22 protein-coding genes and 1 pseudogene are annotated in these 19,631 nt (G+C 47.8%); 13 read left to right on the top strand and 10 right to left on the bottom strand.

What is annotated here, in order from left to right; translation table 11 throughout:
- Entirely contained in the window at window positions 1-258 is a 258-nt protein-coding gene (locus tag G3255_RS09845; RefSeq protein WP_211654313.1) for a hypothetical protein, read from the top strand.
- A gap of 44 nt (window positions 259-302) precedes the next feature.
- Here the strand turns inward: G3255_RS09845 and G3255_RS09840 are convergent, their stop codons facing one another.
- Window positions 303-947 carry an SDR family oxidoreductase gene (locus G3255_RS09840; RefSeq protein WP_211654312.1) on the bottom strand — a complete coding sequence of 215 codons (645 nt, stop codon included), beginning with the start codon at window positions 945-947 and terminating at the stop codon, window positions 303-305.
- A 172-nt stretch (window positions 948-1,119) separates the two neighbouring features.
- On the opposite strand from G3255_RS09840, the gene G3255_RS09835 reads away from it, so the two are divergent.
- From G3255_RS09835 to G3255_RS09825, 3 genes are read left to right on the top strand one after another with little or no spacing between them, the layout of a single operon-like run.
- The gene (locus G3255_RS09835; protein WP_211654311.1) at window positions 1,120-1,329 is read left to right on the top strand and encodes a hypothetical protein; all 210 of its coding nucleotides are present in this window, start codon (window positions 1,120-1,122) and stop codon (window positions 1,327-1,329) included.
- 12 nt (window positions 1,330-1,341) lie between these two features.
- Window positions 1,342-2,352 carry a S66 family peptidase gene (locus G3255_RS09830; RefSeq protein ID WP_211654310.1) on the top strand — a complete coding sequence of 337 codons (1,011 nt, stop codon included), beginning with the start codon at window positions 1,342-1,344 and terminating at the stop codon, window positions 2,350-2,352.
- A gap of 16 nt (window positions 2,353-2,368) precedes the next feature.
- Window positions 2,369-2,866, top strand: coding sequence for a GNAT family N-acetyltransferase (locus G3255_RS09825; RefSeq protein WP_211654309.1), 498 nt, complete (start codon window positions 2,369-2,371; stop codon window positions 2,864-2,866).
- A gap of 40 nt (window positions 2,867-2,906) precedes the next feature.
- Here G3255_RS09825 and G3255_RS09820 read toward each other — a convergent pair whose 3' ends face one another.
- The 5 genes from G3255_RS09820 to G3255_RS09800 all read right to left on the bottom strand — a co-directional run bounded on the left by G3255_RS09820 (window position 2,907) and on the right by G3255_RS09800 (window position 5,916).
- Entirely contained in the window at window positions 2,907-3,920 is a 1,014-nt protein-coding gene (locus tag G3255_RS09820) for a PQQ-dependent sugar dehydrogenase (protein WP_249222102.1), read from the bottom strand.
- 252 nt (window positions 3,921-4,172) lie between these two features.
- Window positions 4,173-4,499 carry a hypothetical protein gene (locus G3255_RS09815; RefSeq protein ID WP_211654308.1) on the bottom strand — a complete coding sequence of 109 codons (327 nt, stop codon included), beginning with the start codon at window positions 4,497-4,499 and terminating at the stop codon, window positions 4,173-4,175.
- A gap of 18 nt (window positions 4,500-4,517) precedes the next feature.
- Window positions 4,518-4,730, bottom strand: a complete 213-nt coding sequence (locus G3255_RS09810; RefSeq protein WP_058380609.1) for a hypothetical protein — start codon at window positions 4,728-4,730, stop codon at window positions 4,518-4,520.
- A gap of 104 nt (window positions 4,731-4,834) precedes the next feature.
- Complete coding sequence (locus G3255_RS09805) at window positions 4,835-5,224, bottom strand: ribonuclease HI family protein (RefSeq protein WP_211654307.1); 390 nt, start codon at window positions 5,222-5,224, stop codon at window positions 4,835-4,837.
- Window positions 5,221-5,916, bottom strand: a complete 696-nt coding sequence (locus G3255_RS09800; protein ID WP_211654306.1) for a queuosine precursor transporter — start codon at window positions 5,914-5,916, stop codon at window positions 5,221-5,223. Before G3255_RS09800 ends, G3255_RS09805 begins: the two co-directional genes overlap by 4 nt.
- Before the next feature lie 142 nt (window positions 5,917-6,058).
- On the opposite strand from G3255_RS09800, the gene G3255_RS09795 reads away from it, so the two are divergent.
- The 3 genes from G3255_RS09795 to G3255_RS09785 all read left to right on the top strand — a co-directional run bounded on the left by G3255_RS09795 (window position 6,059) and on the right by G3255_RS09785 (window position 9,622).
- Entirely contained in the window at window positions 6,059-6,256 is a 198-nt protein-coding gene (locus tag G3255_RS09795; protein ID WP_058380612.1) for a zinc-finger domain-containing protein, read from the top strand.
- 156 nt (window positions 6,257-6,412) lie between these two features.
- Complete coding sequence (locus G3255_RS09790) at window positions 6,413-7,639, top strand: ATP-grasp domain-containing protein (protein ID WP_211654305.1); 1,227 nt, start codon at window positions 6,413-6,415, stop codon at window positions 7,637-7,639.
- Window positions 7,640-7,657: 18 nt separating this feature from the next.
- Window positions 7,658-9,622, top strand: a complete 1,965-nt coding sequence (locus G3255_RS09785) for a hypothetical protein (protein WP_211654304.1) — start codon at window positions 7,658-7,660, stop codon at window positions 9,620-9,622.
- A gap of 54 nt (window positions 9,623-9,676) precedes the next feature.
- Here G3255_RS09785 and G3255_RS09780 read toward each other — a convergent pair whose 3' ends face one another.
- Window positions 9,677-9,883: a cold-shock protein gene (locus G3255_RS09780; RefSeq protein ID WP_058380613.1), complete on the bottom strand. Its 207-nt coding sequence runs from the start codon at window positions 9,881-9,883 to the stop codon at window positions 9,677-9,679.
- A gap of 162 nt (window positions 9,884-10,045) precedes the next feature.
- Between G3255_RS09780 and G3255_RS09775 the strand changes: the two genes are divergently transcribed.
- From G3255_RS09775 to G3255_RS09760, 4 genes are all read left to right on the top strand, one after another.
- Window positions 10,046-10,681: an HD domain-containing protein gene (locus G3255_RS09775; protein ID WP_211654303.1), complete on the top strand. Its 636-nt coding sequence runs from the start codon at window positions 10,046-10,048 to the stop codon at window positions 10,679-10,681.
- On the top strand, window positions 10,678-12,570 hold the full coding sequence (locus tag G3255_RS09770) for an ABC-F family ATP-binding cassette domain-containing protein (RefSeq protein WP_211654302.1): 1,893 nt from the start codon (window positions 10,678-10,680) through the stop codon (window positions 12,568-12,570). The genes G3255_RS09775 and G3255_RS09770 overlap by 4 nt, the downstream gene beginning before the upstream one ends.
- Before the next feature lie 20 nt (window positions 12,571-12,590).
- Entirely contained in the window at window positions 12,591-13,721 is a 1,131-nt protein-coding gene (locus G3255_RS09765) for a conserved virulence factor C family protein (RefSeq protein WP_211654301.1), read from the top strand.
- Between the two features lie 71 nt (window positions 13,722-13,792).
- Window positions 13,793-14,095, top strand: a complete 303-nt coding sequence (locus G3255_RS09760; protein WP_211654300.1) for a hypothetical protein — start codon at window positions 13,793-13,795, stop codon at window positions 14,093-14,095.
- 92 nt (window positions 14,096-14,187) lie between these two features.
- On the opposite strand, the gene G3255_RS09755 is transcribed toward G3255_RS09760, so the two are convergent.
- Both G3255_RS09755 and G3255_RS09750 read right to left on the bottom strand, forming a co-directional pair.
- Window positions 14,188-14,886 carry a potassium channel family protein gene (locus G3255_RS09755; protein ID WP_211654299.1) on the bottom strand — a complete coding sequence of 233 codons (699 nt, stop codon included), beginning with the start codon at window positions 14,884-14,886 and terminating at the stop codon, window positions 14,188-14,190.
- A 29-nt stretch (window positions 14,887-14,915) separates the two neighbouring features.
- Window positions 14,916-15,317: a VOC family protein gene (locus G3255_RS09750; protein WP_211654298.1), complete on the bottom strand. Its 402-nt coding sequence runs from the start codon at window positions 15,315-15,317 to the stop codon at window positions 14,916-14,918.
- A 196-nt stretch (window positions 15,318-15,513) separates the two neighbouring features.
- Here G3255_RS09750 and G3255_RS09745 point away from each other — a divergent pair, with 196 nt between their 5' ends.
- Complete coding sequence (locus G3255_RS09745) at window positions 15,514-16,320, top strand: aldo/keto reductase family protein (RefSeq protein ID WP_211654297.1); 807 nt, start codon at window positions 15,514-15,516, stop codon at window positions 16,318-16,320.
- A gap of 425 nt (window positions 16,321-16,745) precedes the next feature.
- Here the strand turns inward: G3255_RS09745 and G3255_RS09740 are convergent, their stop codons facing one another.
- Entirely contained in the window at window positions 16,746-18,299 is a 1,554-nt protein-coding gene (locus tag G3255_RS09740) for an ISL3 family transposase (RefSeq protein ID WP_211654296.1), read from the bottom strand.
- Between the two features lie 108 nt (window positions 18,300-18,407).
- Here G3255_RS09740 and G3255_RS09735 point away from each other — a divergent pair.
- Window positions 18,408-19,502: pseudogene (locus tag G3255_RS09735) on the top strand (phage tail spike protein); the annotation flags it as partial.
- Window positions 19,503-19,631 lie beyond the last annotated feature (129 nt).

Below are 19,631 nucleotides of genomic sequence, written 5' to 3'. Positions count from 1 at the left end.
ATGGACATGTTGTTATTTATCGCAATTATCGGGGTGGCGGTTTTTGTCGGGATCGCCTCGAAGAAATTCTACGATAAGCCCTATATCGTCAATTTTGGCATCGCTGCTTTGATGCTGCTGCTGGTCGTGCAGTCGATTTTGATGCAGCCGATTACGATGCTCGGCTATCTCGCCATTTTGGTCTGTTCGATCGCATTCGTTTTCCAAATGGTGATCGGCTACCGCAATTGGAAAGGCCATGATTATACAAAAGCATGAAAAAAGCAGGTGAAGAGAAATTCTTCACCTGCTTTTTCGTTTTATCAAATATTTTTCAAGGCGTCTTCGATTTGGCTGTCCCCTGAAGTTAGTTGGAATACTTTGTCTGTGAGATCTGTGGATTCGAGACACGCGACGATGACAGCTGCGACGTCTTCTCGCGGAATGCTGCCGACATCGAGTTTCCCGCCTGCGGCAATTTGCCCTGTTCCCGGATCGTCTGTCAATAAGCCGGGCCGGACGATTGTATACGCCAAGCTGCTCGATTGCAAGATGCGATCGGCGTGGTGTTTGGCGATATAGTACGGCGTCATTTCCTTGGTCCAATGGGAGCGGTCATCGGCATGGATGGCGCTGACCATGATGAAGCGATTGATGCCGGCTAATTCTGCGGCTTCAACTGCTTTTGCCGCACCGTCCAAATCGACAGTCATCGTTTTGTCTGCACCGGTCGAAGCACCGCTGCCAGCAGTGAAGACCACTGCATCGCAGTCAGCCATCGCTTTTTGCAGTTCTTCCACGCTTCCTTCGAGGCTTGCCACAACGGTTTCCGCTTTTAGCTCTTCAAAAAACGGGCGCTGCTCGGCTTTCCGGATCATCGCTTTCACAGTATGCTCTGGATGTTTCGCAAGCTGGCGCACCAAGTGCTGTCCGATCTTGCCGTTTGCTCCGATTACGAGTGTTTTCATTTCAATTTCCTCCTTAAAATATGGCTACCTACACCCTATACCCGAAAAATCGGGCTATAGCCAAAATATAGGATATGATGCAAAAAACTAGCATGTTTTCTTGGCGGAGTTTTTAGTATACTTGTAAAAAGTTAAATAATTTTAAAATGTTAAATTATAGGGGTGTATATATATGAGCAAGCAATTCGAGGATACTGACCTGTCTATCCAGCAACGTAATCTGAAAGAAACGCCACCGGATTTTTCGCAGTTTAAAGGCAAGCGTCTCGACAAGCAGCCAAATCTGTTAGTTGACGGATTGGTCCATGTGGTATTAACCGGTTTTGGAGCTGCTTTACTGCTGGGCATCGTTTATGTGTTGTTCAATTATATTAATTGGTAAGGAGGAGAGACGATGATCCGCTATCCCGATCGAGCGCTAAAAACCATCGGCGTTACGGCACCTTCATCAGGGGTTTCTGAAGAACTCCATCATTTGCTTGAAGGGGCGATTGCCCAATTGGAGCAGCAAGGCTTTGCTGTTAAGACCACGGCGAATGCCTGGACCCAAAAAGAAGCCAAGTCGTCCCCTGCAGCCATCCGCGCGAAAGAACTGATCAACATTTGGCGTGATTCCAAAGTCGACGCGATCATCCCGCCATGGGGTGGTGAGTTGTTATTGGAAGTATTGGAGCATGTGGATTTCCAGAAGTTCACCCCGAAATGGCTTCTTGGGTATTCGGACGTGAGCTTGCTGGCCTTGGCGATTACGTTAAATACCGGGATCGCGACAGCACATGGCACCAATATCGTCGACTTGCGCGGCAGCGAAACCGATCCGACTACTGCGCGCTGGGTGGATATGCTGTCTTCGACGAAAGGCACGGTCATTAAACAAGTCTCTTCTGAGCGGTACCAAAAAAATTGGAGCCATGACAAGCCGGCTCCTGGCGTTTTCCACTTGACCGAGCCGACCGTTTGGAAAACCGTATCGGGACAAGGGGAACGGTTGGAAGGCCGTCTTCTCGGGGGATGCATCGATGTGATCCGCCACCTTATCGGTACGCCATATGGGGACGTCGCTGCTTTCCGGAAAAAATCCATTCCAGGTGAACCGATTGTCTGGTTCTTGGAAAACTGCGAAATGAACACACCGGATTTGAAGCGCAGTTTGCTGCAGATGAAATATGCAGGCTGGTTCGATAATTGTTCCGGAATCGTCTTCGGCAGAAGCGAAGCGAACGATGCCGTACAAAGCTATACTGCGGAGATGGTGTACCAGGAACTGGCGGAGCAATTAAAAATCCCCATCGTTTATGATGCCGATATCGGCCATCAACCGCCGCAAGTGATTTTGGTCAACGGGGCGCATGCGACTTTCCACGTTGACGATGGAAAAGGGCGTGTCGTCCAGGAATTCCGCTAAAGAAAGGGTGAGTGTCATGGACTATCGACGATTAACACATGAAGATGCTGAACAGTATCGGGAACTTCGCTTAACGGCATTGCAGACAGATGCCGATGCGTTTTCGACTGATTTCAATGAAGCAAGCCAAAGACCGGTGAGTGCGACCGCTAACAATCTCGCCAATCCTTCAGCCGTGACCTTCGGTGCGTACGACGAAGACCGTTTGCTCGCCATGATGACACTGCTCAGATTGTCGGGGAAGAAGACCAGCCACAGAGCCGAAGTACTCGCCGTCTATGCAGCGGAAGAAACAAGAGGGACAGGGGTTGCGTCAACGCTTTTTGATCAGTTGCTGTCCTTTGCAAATGAATGGGATGGGCTCGAACAGCTTGAACTGGCCGTCAATTCAGCAAACCCGCATGCGATTCGTTTTTACGAACGATCCGGCTTTCGGCGCATCGGCACGACACCGAATGCCCAAAAGGCGGACAGCCGTTACATCGATGAATTGTTGATGGTGCTGAAACTATAGAAATGAAATAAAAAAGCGGAGACACTGGTCTCCGCTTTTTTCATTGCTCATTTAAAATATACAATTTGTCGTCGCCTTCTGTCGGGGTTCCCCGGCCATCGGTATTATTCGTGATGAAATACAAATCGTCCCCGTCCGAATAGACGTCGCGGATACGCCCGTATCCTTCAATGGAATCGGTGATTTCTGCCGATTCTGGATCCATCACTTTAATCGCTGTCCCGCGAAGTGCTGCGATATACAGCGCACCGTCGTGGAAATCGATCCCGCTTGGCGCCCATGTATCATCTGAACCGCTCGTGACAAGCGGCGCTTTTAAACCATCGGCCGTTTCATCCCCTTCGATATTGGGCCAGCCATAATTGGCATCCTGTTCGATGATATTAATTTCGTCGTTTGCGGATTGGCCATGCTCCGAGGCATACATCGTCTCCTCGTCCCATGCCAAGCCTTGTGGATTGCGATGGCCAAGCGAATAGATTTCAAATTCATCGAATTCGTTGAGGCGGAGAATCTTTCCATTGACTGAAGCGGGGTCCTGCGCAAGATCTGGTTCAGATGCGTCTCCGATTGTGGCATATAGGGTGCCGTCTTCGCTGTATTCTAACCTGCCGCCGTGATGGACATTGCCTGTCGGGATACCTGACAAGAGAACGGCCGTTTCCGACCAGCTTCCCCCGTCTAAACGAAATTCCGCAATTTTATTATAAGAATTGCCATTATCTTCATAAACATAATAGCCGTAAGCTTCCTGTGAGTCAGCGAAATCCGGTTTCAGTACGAACCCGAGAAATCCAGCTTCAGAAGCAGAGGATAAAGGCGAAGAGAAATTGACGTCCTGGCGTTCCAACTTTCCTTCTGCATCAATATAAGCAACTGTCCCTGGGCGTTCTGAGATATAGAAGTCGTCTCCTTGCTTATTGATTGACCAAGGGGCTTCAAGGTCTGTGGCGATTACATCTGCAGGGGCGGTCGCTTCATCGGGATTCGCCGGCGCATTGCTGCATCCGGCAAGTGCTGCTGCAAGAATCACGGGGAAAAGCCATTTTTTCAACTTGAAAACCTCCTTTTTATTCATCATAATCGAAGCAGGAAGCATTGGGAAATGAAATACAGCAAGGAGGGTAAGAAATGCCGCTGCTAAAAGACGTCAAAGAACAAGAAGAATTGCGCAAAAAACGCAATTTGGTCCGCATCATCACATGGGTCAGCATTGCGGTCGTGCTGTTTATCCTATGGTATGTCATTTAAAGAATATGCATAGGAAAACGCGAAGCCCAGGGATAGCGGCTTCGCGTTTTTGCGTTTACGTATTTGCTTTCTGTTGCGGTTTGGCGATGATCCATTCGACGATGACAAATACTGCCACAAGGGCGATCATCAAATTGACCAGCCCGGCGTCCAGGTACTTATCGCGGAAAATGATTGCGACCGTCAAAACATAAAAGACGGCCTGCGTCACTTTTGCAGCTGGCGGCACTTCGTTTTTCGGATAGCGCAGCCGGCCGAGCTGAAACGCCAGAAAAGCGAACAATAGTATCAAGTATTGCGGCCAGGTAAAGCTGTCGTTGACCAGATTATTCATCAGTGCGTAAACGATTAATGGAACGAGATACAATAAAAGCGTTTTCAAGGGAGATCCTCATTTCTGCTATTTTTTGCGCGGAGTGCTGTTTTGCCGTTCTTTCAACAGCTGGACCAAATTGAAGACGGCGAAAGCGAGTGCGAGCCCGACAATGATCACCGACAATAACGGATAGAGCGATACGCCGTTTTGCATGATGTCCACGATGCGGGCGTAGATGATGAATGGGCCGATCAGGATGATGAAAATATCGAGTGCGGTTCCTAGTTTCGATCTCATATATAGCCTCCAGTAAATCAGTATGACACCATCATATCAGAATCGCGCAACTTCTGGCATCCCAAAGCAAAAAGCAGCCACTCAAAGTCGAACGGCTGCTTTCCTTATTTATGCTCTTTGAGTTTGTCGTTGGCCAGCGTATGTGCCGCCTTGTTCTGGGAATCCGGAATCCATTTGATGAAGCAATAATCGAATCCGTCCGCAATCGACAAGGATTCATCAAGCAGCTTTCGGTAAACCGGATTTTTCACGAAGCGTTTTTCGAAGGCATCGACGACGAGTTTTGAGTCCGATTTGATGGACACCATGCCGGTCGCGAGCGGACGAGCGAGCTCCAGCCCTTTTAACAGCGCTGTAAATTCGGCCTGGTGATTATCCATTTCGCCGACGTATTCGCTCCATTTAATGGAATGCCCTTCGCCTCTTAAAAACACGCCAACCGCGCTGACGTTGACACCGCCCGCAGTCGATGCGTCCACGAACAATTCGATCATTGCGCGGCCTCCTGTTCATCGAGCGGCCGGATTTTCTTCGCGATATAGCCAAACGGCGTATCCAATACCGACACGATAAATTTCAGGACATAGGTCGAGATGAAGATCTGGATCCAGACGTCGAACGGAAAGACGCCGAAAAAAGCGATCGATGTGAAGATTAAGGTATCGATCAATTGGCTAAGCAAGGTCGAGCCGTTATTGCGGATCCAGAATTGGCTGTCTTTCGGAAAGATTTTTCGCAAAGCAGAAAAGACAATGACGTCGATATGCTGTGCGAGCAAATAGGCGATCATGCTGGCAATGGCGATCTGCGGCACCAACCCGAAGACTGTCTCGAGTGCTTCGTGAGCAAAATCACTTTCCGCCGGGATGAATTGAAGGCCGAACTGCATCGTTACGACCATGATCAAAAGCGAGGAAAAGCCGAGCCATACCGCTTTTTTTGCCTCTTTTCTGCCGTATTTTTCATTGAGGATATCGGTTGCGAGAAAAGTCGAGGCATACAAGCTATTGCCGAGCGTTGCGGTCAAACCGATGATTTCAATCGTTTTCGTTACTTGGATATTCGCCAGGATGGTGGCGAACGCGACCCAGGCGAACAGCCCGGTCTTGCCGAACACTTTATACATGATGAGCAATAACACAAAATTGAACAGGGCGAAGCCGAGCCCTAAGAATTCATTAAACAAACTGCCTCCTCCTTAGTTTTGGTAGAGCGGGAAGTTTCGAACCGCTGATGGACGAAAATGTCCCAAGCCAGTATACCGATTGTTGCGGAAAAAAACAAATTCATAGTAGAATAATAGAATGACATTTTGCGGAGGGACCCGAATGAAAAAAGTATCCATCATCAACGAAATCGATGAAATGCTCAATACGTATTGTGAAGGCTGCTTTGTCAAAGCCCAACTCCGCAAGGACGAAGGAAAAACAGCGGCGCACCGCTTTTGCATCAGCGAATGCACAGTCGGCACCCAATTGCAGTTTTTGGGGCAGGAATTAAATAAAATTGGCACGGGCGGAAAGTGAACCCGTACGCCCCCTATGGAGAAATATCCGTTTCTCCATAGGGGGCGTTTTTTGATTTGTTCACACGCAACTGTGACCTGAAGAATGTTTATCGCCATTTGATTAGGCAATAATAAACTGTATAATGAAAATATTGCGAAAGGGAGGAGCAGATTTATGACAGAAGTGAACACGACATCAAAAAAGACTGCTATTTTGGGCTGGAGCATTCCAGCGATTGAAGCGATGGACAAATTGAACAGGCCATTTGTCGTCGTCGGGCCACCGGATTTCATCAGTTTTGCCAAAGAACACGATATTCCATTCATTCCATGGGATTTCGACCGCTTGAACGAAGGGTCCGATGAATTATACGAGCGACTCAACGAAATGGGCGTAAAACTGTCGGTGCCGATTTACGAAGAGACCGTAGAATGGGCCGGAGTCTTAAACGCACGCTTTTTCGACGACCCGCGCGTATTCAACCGGTCGCTGTTACTGCGTGATAAAGGCTTGATGAAACGCAAAGCGCAAATGTCGGGCATTAAAGTCGGCGTATTTGAAGAAGCTTATTCAAAAGATGATATCCATCGCTTCTTGAAGCGCGTCAATGATGCTTTGATTAAAATAGACGGGGATACCAATGACCCGATCCACATTAAACCATTGAATAAAGCAGGCACAGTCGGCCATATGATGATCCAGGACGCCAACGATATCGACAAAATCGAAGTGCAGGAATTCCCTTATTTGATGGAGAGCCATCTGGACGGGCAGGAATTTTCTTGTGAAGTATTCGTCCATGATGGGGAAATCAAATTCCTCAACATCACGGAATACGTCAAACTCGGGCATTCCAATTTCGTGCCGGCTTCACCGGCGCTCGAAGAATGGCGCCCTCAAATTAAAGAACAGATCCAAAAGCTGATCGACTCGTTCGAAATCAAATACGGCGTCATCCATCCGGAATACTTCATTTCCCATGATGGGACATTGAATTTCGGTGAAGTGGCAGCACGCGTCCCTGGCGGCCACATCTTCGACTTGATCGAACGTGCCTATGGATTTAACGCTTTCCAAGCACAGATCTTATGCAGCGACCCGGATACGACAGCTGAAGAGCTGGAAGAATTTTTCCCGGAAGAAGTCAGCTCAGCTACGGGTTATGCCGGCAGTTTGATGGTGTATCCGCGTGTCCGATTGATCGAGAAGTTGGACGTCCCATTGGAACTGAAGAACAATTCTTATTTCGAAAAGCACGATTTATTCATTCCGGTCACGTCCAAAGTGGCGGAACGCGTCGGATTCGGCAACCATTACGGCACGCTGTTCTTCTTCGGGGACGATAGCGAGCAAATGGAAGACTTGCTGAAAACTTATGAGAATTACGATTTCTACCATTAAAAATCTGGGGGTTTATCAATGGCAACTGAAGCATCTACATTAAAAGAAAAATTCGGACAAGCCCTCCGTACGCTAGAAGAAGCAAAACCGTTTGCGAAAAGCATGTACCAAACGGAAGTGTTCCAGCTGGCGACGGAACTGGCAGGAACCGACGAAGGATTGGCGATGCTCTACGATTACGCAGCTGATTTTGACAAAGCTGGCGTATTCAACGGTGGGCCATGGGCAGAAGCGGAGAATTTGGAGCCGGCATTTGTCGGCGGATCGCTTCACGTCAAAGGGCTCAATTCAGTGGTTGAATTGATGAGCGAGCTGCGTATGCTGTCGATTTCAGAAGCGCAGTACACACATGAAAAAGTGTCGGCAGAAGAAGCCAGCGCTTTCTTGAATGAAGTATTGGCTTTGAATTTGGATTTATTGTTTCCTGCAGAGACCGAAGAAGCACGGGTTGAAGGCGGAGGAGCGCATCTTGAACGCGGCGAACGCCTTTTCCGCTTTCTCGGCGATAAATTGTCTTACCGGGCGGTTGCGCAAAAACTCGTTGAAGAGATCGAGCGGCTGACGGTACAGCGGCCGATCATGGTCGACCGCATCGTCTCGATGATCGATGCAGCAACGCAGATGGTCGATGAAGACATTGATGACAATACGAAAGACACCTTGCATTATTTCGAGAAGGCGGTCACTGCGCCTACTGCGTTAAGTGCACAAGAACCGGACTTGAAAGCGTACCGCAAAAAATTGGTTGATGCAGATGACGAAGCGCTCAAGCAGGAAGCACGTGAATATGCGGCGTCCATGAACAAAACGGGTCTCGTGGCACCTATTGCGGCTATCTACTTGCGCTTTATTAATAGAAGCAAACCGGAACTCATCCCGGAATTCTTGGACTTATCCGAAATGGGCGTGGCCAGTTTTAACGCCAACCAGGAATTGGTGCAGGACATGATCCATTTTGCGGTCTATCCGCAGACAAGCCGCGTAGTTTACGGTTTGTCCCGCATGCTCGACCGCGGCGTATTGACACAGGATCCAATCATCCCAGGCATCCGTAGATTATTCGATATCGATATCCGCCCGGAAGTGAAAAAACGGATTTTGCGCCCGGAATTCCGAAAAGGTGGATTGTCTGGAAATGGCGTGCTCATCGGTGGCGTCATCTCGGTTCTTGGCCAGCCGCTAGGCATCGGGCAAGGCTTGAACCCGACTTGCCAATCGGCTCGCGCCATCAGCTTATGGGCGCAGCACGGCATCTCACAGCTGCTCGATTACGTGGCACGCGCGGTGCGTGAAAACGATATCGACATGATCTTTGAAGGCGAAGCAGTCCATTCAAATGTTATCGAAGATGGTGTGGCCGCCGAAATCCATCATGAATTGGATCCGGTGTCGAGCGTACTCGTTCCGCATCTCGATAAAATCTACAACGAAATGATGAAGAAGACCTTCCTGCGCGGCGAGGACGGCCACAAATGGGTCAATCCAGAATTTTACGGCGAATGGATCCCGCGTGGATTCGCCAATATCATTGACTCGCTCACAGGCTTTGTAACGGATTATGATGCATTCGTCCGCTTGTTCTACGCGACACATCATCCCGAATATAACGAGGGCCATGAATTGATTTACCCGAACCCTGTAGGCATCTACATCACCAATGTCCACGGCAAATTACTCGGGCTCCATGCGGTATCCATCCAGCGCGTGGCAGAAGATCCGGATGAGGAATACCGCATCTACTTCTACAACCCGAACAATGACAGCGGCCAGAACTGGGGCCAGGGAATCGAAACGAGTGTCGCCGGGAATGGCGAACTCGAAGGCGAGTCATCCCTGCCATTCCATCAATTTGTCGCCAGGATGTATGCGTTCCATTACAACCCTTACGAACAGGGCGACACGTATATGGTAGAGGAAAGCGATGTGGAGCAAGTCGAAAAATTAGCCCGCGAAAGCTGGGGCCAGACTTATACTTGGACGTGAATCCATAAAAAGAAGACCCAGGAAAAATTCCTGGGTCTTTTGCTGTTTCAATTTTTATGGTTGGTCCTGCACGACGTTTGCTGCTTGCGGCCCGCGATTGCCGTCGATGATATCGAACGAAACGGCTGCGCCTTCTTGCAGCGATCGGAAACCATCACCTTGGATGCCGGTAAAATGGACAAAAACATCATCACCGTTGTCACATTCGATAAAGCCATAGCCTTTTTCTGAATTGAACCATTTCACAATTCCGTGGTGCATGGACCTTCCCCCTAATATTCAGATTGTCGGACCCTCGGCCTTAGAGCCAATGGATGGCTTAACTATACATGATGGTGCATACAAGGTCAATACAGCGATGGAGCGCCGTTTCAGCCTGTTTCACGTTATAATGGAGTCAGGACACCTTAAAGGAGAGAATCCATGAATCCCCAAGTAATTGCGAACTGCCGCATGAAAGTAAAAAGCATCTATGAACAGTTTGACGCGAGCCACGACTGGCAACACATCGAGCGCGTGCTGGAGAATGCCCGCCATATTGCACAGGCGGAAGGCGGCGATCTGGCGCTGATCGAGCTTGCCGTGCTGTTGCATGACGTCTCCGATCCGAAATACAAAAAAGCAGGGGAAGACCCGGAACAAGAAATCCTCGGGCAGCTCGAGCTGTCGGACAAAGAGCGCAGCGACATCCGTTCGATCATCCGGACCGTGTCCTTTAAAGGCGGCACGAACGAGGAACCGCAATCGATCGAGGGCAGAATCGTCCGGGACGCCGACCGTCTCGATGCCATCGGCGCCATCGGCATCGCGCGTGCCTTTGCCTACGGCGGCGCAAAAGGTCGTAAATTATATGACCGGGATGAACAAGCACGCACAGCGATGACCGAAAGCGAATACCGGAACGGCGATACGAGCACCGTAACGCATTTTTACGAAAAGCTTTTGCTGTTGAAAGAGCGCATGGTGACGGATAGCGGAAAGCAAATGGCTGAAGAACGCCACCGATTTATGCTATCCTTTCTAGAGCAACTACAAAACGAAACGGATGGGAAAAAATGAGCCACTTACACGTAACAAACTTAAGCAAATCAGTGGGGGTCAAGACCCTCTTTACCAATGTCGAGTTTTCGCTGTACCCGGGAGAACGCGCCGGTTTGATCGGCGTCAACGGCACCGGCAAGTCGACTCTTTTGTCGATCCTGGCAGGAGATCTCGAATCCGACACGATGGAAATGGACCATCCGAAAAAATACCGGATTACCTACTTGATGCAGGAGCCTGAGTTCGATGAATCGTTGACCGTCCTTGAGACTGTCTTCTCCGGCGACTCGCCGCTGCTCGCACTCAACCGCTCTTATGAAAAAGCGCTGCAAAACATGATCGCCGATTCGGGGTCCGAACAATTGCAGGAAGAATTGATGAAAATCCAGGAAGGCATGGAACGCGAAAATGCCTGGGACATCAACGCCTTGGCGAAAACGGCCTTGACCAAACTTGGCATCGATATGTACGACCAGCAGATCAGCGAATTGTCCGGCGGCCAGCGTAAACGAGTAGCACTCGCGAAAGCCTTGATTGAACCGGCCGACTTGATCCTTTTGGATGAGCCGACCAACCATTTGGACGCAGGCTCCACGGAATGGCTGCAGGAAACGCTATTGCGCATGAACAGCGCCATGCTGTTCGTGACGCATGACCGCTACTTCCTCGATGCTGTCTCGACGCATATCTTTGAGTTGGCGGATCAGACGATGTATACGCATAAAGGAAATTACGGCGATTATTTGGAAGCAAAAGCCGTGCGCGAAGAAATGGCCGAAGCGACGAAACAGAAGATGCACAACCGTTTCCGTTCGGAGCTGAAATGGATCCGTCGCGGCGCGAAAGCCCGCAGCACGAAACAAAAAGCGCGCATCCAGCGTTTTGACCAGTTATCAGAAGATCTGCAATCAACGTCCGATAACACGAGCCTTGAATTATCGATGCAGAGCCAGCGACTGGGCAAGAAGATTATTGAAGGGGAAAATCTGGGCGTTTCATACGGCGACCATGAAATTTTCCATTCGTTTGACTTCCTCTTGCAAGGCGGCGACCGCATTGGCATCGTCGGACCGAACGGCGCAGGGAAATCGACACTTATGAAATTGATCGCTGGCGACTTGGAAGCGACAAGTGGCACGTTGGACTACGGCAGCACCGTCAAGATCGCGCATTTCACGCAGCGTTTGCCGGAAATGGACGAATCCCAGCGCATGATCGAATACATCCAGGAAGTATCAAGTGATTTCGAAGCGGAAAAAGGCGTTCGCCTGTCCGCGACCCAAATGCTTGAACGATTCCTTTTCCCGTCGAATGCACACGGTACCTTGATCGGCAAATTGTCAGGAGGCGAGCGCAAGCGCTTGTACTTGCTGAAATTATTGATGGAAAAACCGAATATTCTCTTGCTCGATGAGCCGACGAATGATTTGGATATCCAGACTTTATCTGTCTTAGAGGACTTTTTGGAAAATTTCCCAGGCGTCGTCTTGACCATTTCTCATGACCGCTTTTTCCTTGACCGAATTGCGAAAAAGCTATGGACGCTCGGCAGCGGCACGGTCGACGAATACCAAGGACTCTATACGGACTGGCTGAAAGAAAAAAAGCCGGTAGTTGAGCCGCAAGCTGTTACTGTGGCAAATGACGCACCGGTTGCAGACTCTGCACCGCAAGCAACTGAAAAAAAGAAAAAGATGAGTTTCCTCGAGAAAAAGGAATATGACGGTATACTCGACAAAATTGCGGAAGTGGAAGAGAAAATCGAACAGACCGAAGCACAAATGTCCAAAGCTGGGTCTGACTTTGATAAATTGCAGGAATTGACTGACCAAATCGATGCTTACACCGTCGAATATGATGAATTGATCGAACGGTGGAGCTATTTGCAGGAACTGGCAGAAGCGTAATTTACACAGGAGGGATTATCTTGAAAATACTAGCGATTGAACCGACTCCAAGCCCGAATACGATGAAAGTGATCATCGACCAGGAATTGCCGTTCGGGAAAAGCCATAATTACAAGAAAGACCAAACAGAAGGCGCACCGAAAGAAGTGCAGCAAATCTTAGAGATCGATGGCGTCAAAGGCGTCTACCATGTGGCAGATTTCCTGGCAGTCGAACGCAATGCGAAATCCGACTGGGAAGGCATTCTTGCGGATGTGCGGCGCGTCTTCGGCGAAGGCAATGGCTCCGAGGAAGAACTCGAGATCGATGAGCATTTCGGCGAAGTGTATGTTCATGTCCAGGAATTCAAAGGCATTCCGTTGCAAGTAAAAGTGTTCGATTCGCAATCGGAAGAGCGCTTTGCGATGCCGGAACGTTTTGTGCAGGCGATGAACAAAGTGATGGATCCGACCGATGAAAACTTCATTTTCCAGCGCAAATGGGCGGATTACGGCGTCCGCTACGGTGAAAAAGCGGAAATTGGCAAAAGCATCGTCGAGGAAATCGAAGCGGCTTACCCCGATGACCGTTTGGAATCTTTGACGAGCAAAACCGAATCGAATGAATCGGCTGGCAAAATCAACAAACGCAGAGTGTCGCTGGAAGAATTCGACGCACCCGACTGGGAGACACGCTTCCAATTGCTCGGTCAATTGGTTGAAGCGGATCTTGAGGATTTGCCGCTGTTAGGCAAGGCATTGGAAGACGACAAAATGTCGATCCGCCGCCAAGCAGCCATCTATCTCGGCGACATTGACGACGAAGCGGTCGTACCTTACGCTGAACAGGCGATGAGAGACAAGTCATGGGCGGTCCGCCGCACAGCAGGCGACACCATCAGCGACCTTGGCTTCGAAGCGTTCGAACCGATCATGATCGAGACCTTGCAAGACAAGAACAAGCTCGTGCGCTGGCGTGCCGCGATGTTCTTGTATGAAACCGGGACAGAAAAAGCGCTTCCTGCACTTAAGGAAGCGGAAAATGACCCTGAGTTCGAAGTGAAGCTCCAGATCAAGATGGCGATCGCCCGCATCGAACAAGGCGAAGAAGCGCGCGGCTCGGTATGGAAGCAAATGACTGAAGCCCGCCAGACGATGAAAGACAATAAATAAGAGGCAAATGTTTCCCGCCTGTCTCCTTGAGGTAAAGAGCAATACGACGCTTTACTTGGAGGAGAGAGAACATGGCTGAAAAACAAGTGTATTCAATAGAAGTGCTTTGCCGCGGCAAATACGAGTCGTGGGAATTTGAAAAAGAAGAGGAGCGCGACAGGTTTTATGAGTCGGTGAAGAAGAAATTCGCCGATCATGCATTCGAAGAAGAACCGACAGATGTGGAAGATACGGAAATCCTGCAGCTGAGCGCCAATTCCATGCATATCGACGACGAAGGCGAAGTGGACCAGAAAATGCGCTACGACTGGTTCCATTACGATAGTTTTGGAGATATGCTGTCGTATATCAATGGGCAATATAAGAACAAATAAGAACTTAATGCGAATAAAAAAGAGTCGGCCGCATGTGGAATTCACAGGCGGCCGACTCTTTTTGCATAGCGGTATAAACTTCTAGAGGCATATCATTCCATTTTTTTCTTCAAATAGCGTTGGATGAGCTGGTGGTCTTCTGCAGTCAGTTTTTCGATTTTTTTGATCGAATTGACGATATCGAGCACGTGGTCTTCTTCCATTGCTCGCCTACGGGAGGCGAAATAGGCAGAAATGGCGCTGGTGAACGTTCCGATAATACCAATTCCGACAAACATCAAAATAGCTGCCAGCAAGCGCCCGACACCGGTTTCTGGGGTGATATCGCCATATCCGACAGTCGTAATCGTCACGATCGCCCACCAGATGGCATCCGTATAATTAACGATTTGGGGTTCGATCATAATCATCGGGATTGGCACGAGAAAAATCAAAATGACCGCGAAAATCAGCAGCTTTTCCAAGCCATTCGTTTTTAAGACGGCATACACAGGCCTCAAAAAGCGGGGGAGGATGCCCCATAATTTCAACATCCGGAAAAACATAAAAAAGCGCGCCGCCTGATAAATCGCATCCAGCGGAATGATGGCGATCAATTCGAGCGGATGGGATTTAATAAAATGCCATTTGTGTTCAGCGGCAAAGAAGCGGATGAAATAATCAAAGAAGAAAATCCCCCAGATGATCCAATGAACCAAGGTGAAACGTTCGTTGGAAACGAGCGCAATGATGACGGAAACGATCACCAGCAGGAACAAGAAAGACTCGTAAAAGAAATTGCGTAATTTCATGTCAATCCCCCTTTAGTTTAAAACAGGAATTAATCCACTTCTCCCCATGCAGGATTCCATACAACTTCCCACAAATGGCCGGAGTAACCGCCCCAAAACGTATCATGTGCCGGGTCGATTATAAGGGCTCCAGCTTGTTCAGCCTGTGCAATTACCGCATCGACTTCGGCTTTGCTGTTGACGTTATGGCCGAGCGTGAATTCTGTAGGACTTGGCGGGCCCATCGATACTTTCGTTTCGTGGGCGATGTCTTGGCGTTTCCAAATGGCGAGTTTCAGCCCTGGCTGTAGATCGAAAAAGGCCACGGCTCCGTTATCGAACTCTTCCCCGACAATTCCTTCTGTCGGTAAGCCCAAGCCGTCCCGGTAAAATTCCAGCGCTCGCTTGAGATCGTCCACGCCAATAGTGATGACAGAGATTCTTGGCTTCATTTTAATCCCTCCTTTGTTGCTATGTAAGATTAGGACCTGCGCTTCAAATTTCGATATTACTGTAGTAATGTTCAAAAAGATATCGGGGTGGGTAAAATACATAATACGGCTTTATAAATCCTGTGAGGCGCAAGTTATAGTTCTTGTAGGTATTATATGCCGGATAATGATAATACATAGTATAGGAGGAAAGAGCATGAAAACTATTCGATTAAACGATAATGTCGAGATCCCGATTGTCGGCAGCGGAACTAACACTTTCGGCAAAGAAGGAAATCAATTCTCTGGTGATTTAAGAAGGGACACCGAAGAAATCGATTGGGCTATTGAAAATGGCTACCGTCATTTCGATTCTGCTCAACTGTATTCCAATGAGGAAGTTGTAGGAAAAGGAATCTACAAATCCTCAATACCGCGCGAAGATTTCTTTATCACTACTAAATTAAGTACTCGCAAAGGAATAAGCAGTACAGATTGGGCAGTAGCTGAAATCGAAAAAAGCTTAGCCAAATTACAGACTGACTATATTGATTTGTTTCTCATTCATTTCCCCTGGGACAATAATAATGAGATGTTGGAAGCTTGGCGCATTCTTGAAGACCATTATGACCGGGGCGTGTTCAAGTCCATCGGTGTATCAAACTTCAACAAAGAGCAACTTGATTTGATCCTCGAAAACGGTAAAGTCAAACCAGCCGTGAACCAAATTGAATCCCACGTTGGAAAGTGGAATGAGGAGCTGATTGCTTATCATAAGGATAACGGGATTGCTTCTGTAGCTTGGTCACCGTTAGGCGGTATTGATGATAAAGCCAAGCAAGCGTTGCAAGAGATCGGCCGCCAGTACGGCAAGACCTACGCTCAAGTTGTATTGCGGTACCAAATCGAACAAGACATTATCGTCATCCCTAAGTCTCACGATAAAGATCGTCAAGCACAAAGTTTGAATATTTTCGACTTTGAACTAACGGCAAGTGAGCGGGAGCGCATTGCTGCTCTATAAAAGTTAGCGTTTCATTTTGGAGATGGATCTCCAGAATGAAACGCTTTTTGGCATAAGCAGGTTTATTACGGAGATAAAGAGTGACGTTCTTATTTTTAGTCGATTGAATATTTCTAAAAGGATTTTGAACCAGGTTGATGTTTGCAGCTCTTTTGAAGTGGATCGCCAAGTAGAGAATGGGACGATCAGAAACGAATAAGAAGAAGTTACCTATATCCTATCAGATGAGAGATAATCTTATAGCAAAAAACTTCTCATTTATGTATTTATTATTAAACAATTGATTTCGTCTTCGAATCGAATATCAAATGATAAAACACCAAAATATATCAATGTCACTGCCGGTGATAAAGGTTCTTCTGCAATTTTGGTGAAGTGTGTCGTAGGCGCCTTTGAAGAGTTTAATTTGTTTTTTAAAAAGAATATTAATGAGTGTGATATAAAACTTTTAGACGAAGTAGATCAAAATTAGCTCGACCATACATCTGCCGTTGGATTACTTTGATTCGATTCACATGGCCTTCGACCAACCCATTACTCCATTGATAAACTATGGCATTTTGAACTGCCTGCCAATCCGACCGCAAATAATGTCCAAACTGGTTCAGCTCCTTGATTCCAGTTTTTTCTGTGCATTCAATCCAGGCTGCCAACGCATCCGGTTCTCTTTGGATGCGCATAATCTGCTGAAACTGGTCGAGGAGTAACTGTAGTTCTCTTAGCTCCACATTCTCTTTTAGAAGCAAGTCGATTGCATGCTTCTCCTGCCCATCGGGCAGCTTTGACCACAAGTAACTGTGGAGCTTCTGCCTTGGCACCTTATGGATTGTCTGACTTTGTTTGTTGTTACCTTGGTGTTTCTGCAACTTGTTGAGGTAGTCTTTCAATGTCGAAAATGATTTTTGGTAGCCCTTTTCCTGTAGTACTTCAAAAATACGTTTTCGTGAAACATCTTGCATTACTAAAGAAACAATAAGCGAATAATACGGATCGGCGCTATGGGTTCGCTTCCGTTGTATTTGAGGCGGCCTTTCCATACTCACATATCGAGATACGGTTTTACGGTTAAGCGAGAATGTTCGGCAGAGGTCTGCTATTCGTACACCCTTCCGGTATTGGTGCTGCACTTGTTGGATGAGTTGCCACTTCTTTTCTTCGCTTTCTGTCAGTATCTTATCGGAGGATTTAGGAGAAGACTCTGTAGTGGTGCTTTCTTTCCAACTGATTCCCAAAGGGAATTTTCGTTTCAGGAACTGATCGATGCGTTTATTAAGGTTATGAAACAAGTGCCACCTGTCGGTTACTTGGATCGCCTTCGGCGCTCCTGTCGAAAGGGCTTTTGCATATTCCGTCGAGCCCTCCCTTGACGAAACTCGAATGGAAGGATGTTTCTTAAGCCAATTACTGACCACTTTTTCTTTCCGACTTTCCAATAGCTCAATTGGTTGTTTCCGTTCGAGATCGCAAATAATGGTTCCGTATCTCATACCTCGTTTCAAGGCCCAGTCATCCAGTCCAATCACACGTGGCTCTGCTATGGAGGGCAGTTGTTCCTTTCGGATCAAGTAAAGAAAGGGATCTCCACTAAGTGGGGCCCCGTATTTTGAAGAGATACAACTCGCTGCTTCAGCACTAAGAGAAAAAGCGAGCTGCCGAAAGCAAGCAGCTAACCGCAAGGTTTTTCGATCATAGGCGTTCCACCATTCCGGCCGTCGCTCTGTAAAGATACGCTGATGGCAGTCGGGCTGGTGACAGAAGAATTTGCGAGCTCTTACTCTTACATGCAGGGAAACAGGCATTGAATGAAGTGGTGTATCCTTGAGTGTTCGCCAATATCGGCTGTGAATCCGGCAGGAAATATGGCGGCACGCCGGACAACGGCTCCCATGTTGAATAGATTCTATATACAAATGAAAGGCATCATTAGAAACAGAAACGTGCAAAACTGTCCAAGTCGGGTAGAAGAACTGCAGATTCATAGTTTAACGCCTCCTTAAGAATTTTTACTACTATAATTCCCAAAAGAGACTTCACCAAAATTGCGGAAGAACCAAAATTAAACCGGCGTTGACAGTCGAGGGCCCGAAAGAGAAGATGGCTCTCGGCTTGAAATTCGGGTGACAGATGACGAAGCGTTCCAAAGATGGAATCGAAACAACAATCATATTTGGGACTTTTACGAGCCGGAAAGTACAGACGCCGAAATGACAGAAGAACGACTTCGCAGCCTGGGCACAACCGAGTTAAAGAAACGAATCAATGCAGTCGTGGAATATGAAATAGAGGCTGCGGTTTTAGAAGATGATGTTCAATTAGGGGACACATTGAGGATTAAAGATGAAAACTTCGAACCGCCATTGTATGCGGAGTCGCGTGCCATTTTTGTGAAAAAGAGAATAGGACGCGAAGACTTGCAGAAAACCTATACGATTGGCGAGATCACCGAATTGGAAGAAGACGAAGTGCTACAAAATGCGAGAAAGGCTCAGGCTCGCTATGGCACTAAAATACTGCGCAGCCCATTGCCTCCACCAATTCAAAAAGCTATATGGTTTCAAACGAATCCCGAAGAACCGGATAAATTAGAAATTCCTCACATTCCGGATATGAATAGCCAGACGTGGAAGCCGGCATCAGCACAAACTGCAGGTGAAATTGGCGGTATCGAACGGAATAAACAATACAATGGCGTTTCCTGCTCAGAGGAAGAAGGCATCGTTGTTGATCGGACAGATGAGCTTGTCCGGACCATAGTAAATGCAACGGAAGGTATTAGTATCGAAGCGAGAAAAACTCTTAATGAAGCATTCAACAAGGTCTTATATTTCGATGTGGATGGCAACTTGAAGTTCAAAGGTGATTTAGAGGGTGCTGGAGGAAGTTTCTCCGGTGCCCTTTCTTCTGGTGATGGCGCCAGCAAAATCACTATCGATAACGGTTATATCCAAGGTAACGAACGTACGCTGTTCAGTGTATTTAGCGTGCTGCCGGAAATGCACGATAATGAGAGTCTGGACTTCGCTTTTGGCAAAACCTATACGCACTGGCTCGACATTCCAGTCTCAACCGGGAACTATTCGCCAGGCGACTTCATTGAAGTTAATGTGCCCATTGTTGAACCTACAACGGTTGGAATAACGAAAGTCTTAGGAGTATTCGTGCAGTCTGAAGCAAAAGAATAGTATGTATACGAGCGAAAAGACAGCAGAGCATTTACGCAAGGGGAGCTATCGTCATTGACCATCAGAATTAGCCCGTACTATGCCTACGCTTCAACTGGAACGATTGTACCCATAAGCATCCAAGTAATT

The organism is Planococcus sp. MSAK28401, assembly GCF_018283455.1.
In the GTDB taxonomy this organism is placed as follows: Bacteria; Bacillota; Bacilli; order Bacillales_A; family Planococcaceae; genus Planococcus; species Planococcus alpniumensis.
This window is presented reverse-complemented; position numbering and strand designations above follow the sequence as displayed.

Bases quoted from the DNA above. Each gene is read 5' to 3' on its own strand.
- G3255_RS09780 (WP_058380613.1), bottom strand. From the start codon at position 9,883: ATGCACCACGGAATTGTGAAATGGTTCAATTCAGAAAAAGGCTATGGC.
- G3255_RS09755 (WP_211654299.1), bottom strand. From the start codon at position 14,886: ATGAAATTACGCAATTTCTTTTACGAGTCTTTCTTGTTCCTGCTGGTG.
- G3255_RS09825 (WP_211654309.1), top strand. From the start codon at position 2,369: ATGGACTATCGACGATTAACACATGAAGATGCTGAACAGTATCGGGAA.
- G3255_RS09810 (WP_058380609.1), bottom strand. From the start codon at position 4,730: ATGAGATCGAAACTAGGAACCGCACTCGATATTTTCATCATCCTGATC.
- G3255_RS09805 (WP_211654307.1), bottom strand. From the start codon at position 5,224: ATGATCGAATTGTTCGTGGACGCATCGACTGCGGGCGGTGTCAACGTC.
- G3255_RS09745 (WP_211654297.1), top strand. From the start codon at position 15,514: ATGAAAACTATTCGATTAAACGATAATGTCGAGATCCCGATTGTCGGC.
- G3255_RS09770 (WP_211654302.1), top strand. From the start codon at position 10,678: ATGAGCCACTTACACGTAACAAACTTAAGCAAATCAGTGGGGGTCAAG.
- G3255_RS09795 (WP_058380612.1), top strand. From the start codon at position 6,059: ATGAAAAAAGTATCCATCATCAACGAAATCGATGAAATGCTCAATACG.
- G3255_RS09835 (WP_211654311.1), top strand. From the start codon at position 1,120: ATGAGCAAGCAATTCGAGGATACTGACCTGTCTATCCAGCAACGTAAT.
- G3255_RS09760 (WP_211654300.1), top strand. From the start codon at position 13,793: ATGGCTGAAAAACAAGTGTATTCAATAGAAGTGCTTTGCCGCGGCAAA.
- G3255_RS09840 (WP_211654312.1), bottom strand. From the start codon at position 947: ATGAAAACACTCGTAATCGGAGCAAACGGCAAGATCGGACAGCACTTG.
- G3255_RS09740 (WP_211654296.1), bottom strand. From the start codon at position 18,299: ATGAATCTGCAGTTCTTCTACCCGACTTGGACAGTTTTGCACGTTTCT.
- G3255_RS09750 (WP_211654298.1), bottom strand. From the start codon at position 15,317: ATGAAGCCAAGAATCTCTGTCATCACTATTGGCGTGGACGATCTCAAG.
- G3255_RS09790 (WP_211654305.1), top strand. From the start codon at position 6,413: ATGACAGAAGTGAACACGACATCAAAAAAGACTGCTATTTTGGGCTGG.
- G3255_RS09785 (WP_211654304.1), top strand. From the start codon at position 7,658: ATGGCAACTGAAGCATCTACATTAAAAGAAAAATTCGGACAAGCCCTC.
- G3255_RS09775 (WP_211654303.1), top strand. From the start codon at position 10,046: ATGAATCCCCAAGTAATTGCGAACTGCCGCATGAAAGTAAAAAGCATC.
- G3255_RS09845 (WP_211654313.1), top strand. From the start codon at position 1: ATGGACATGTTGTTATTTATCGCAATTATCGGGGTGGCGGTTTTTGTC.
- G3255_RS09830 (WP_211654310.1), top strand. From the start codon at position 1,342: ATGATCCGCTATCCCGATCGAGCGCTAAAAACCATCGGCGTTACGGCA.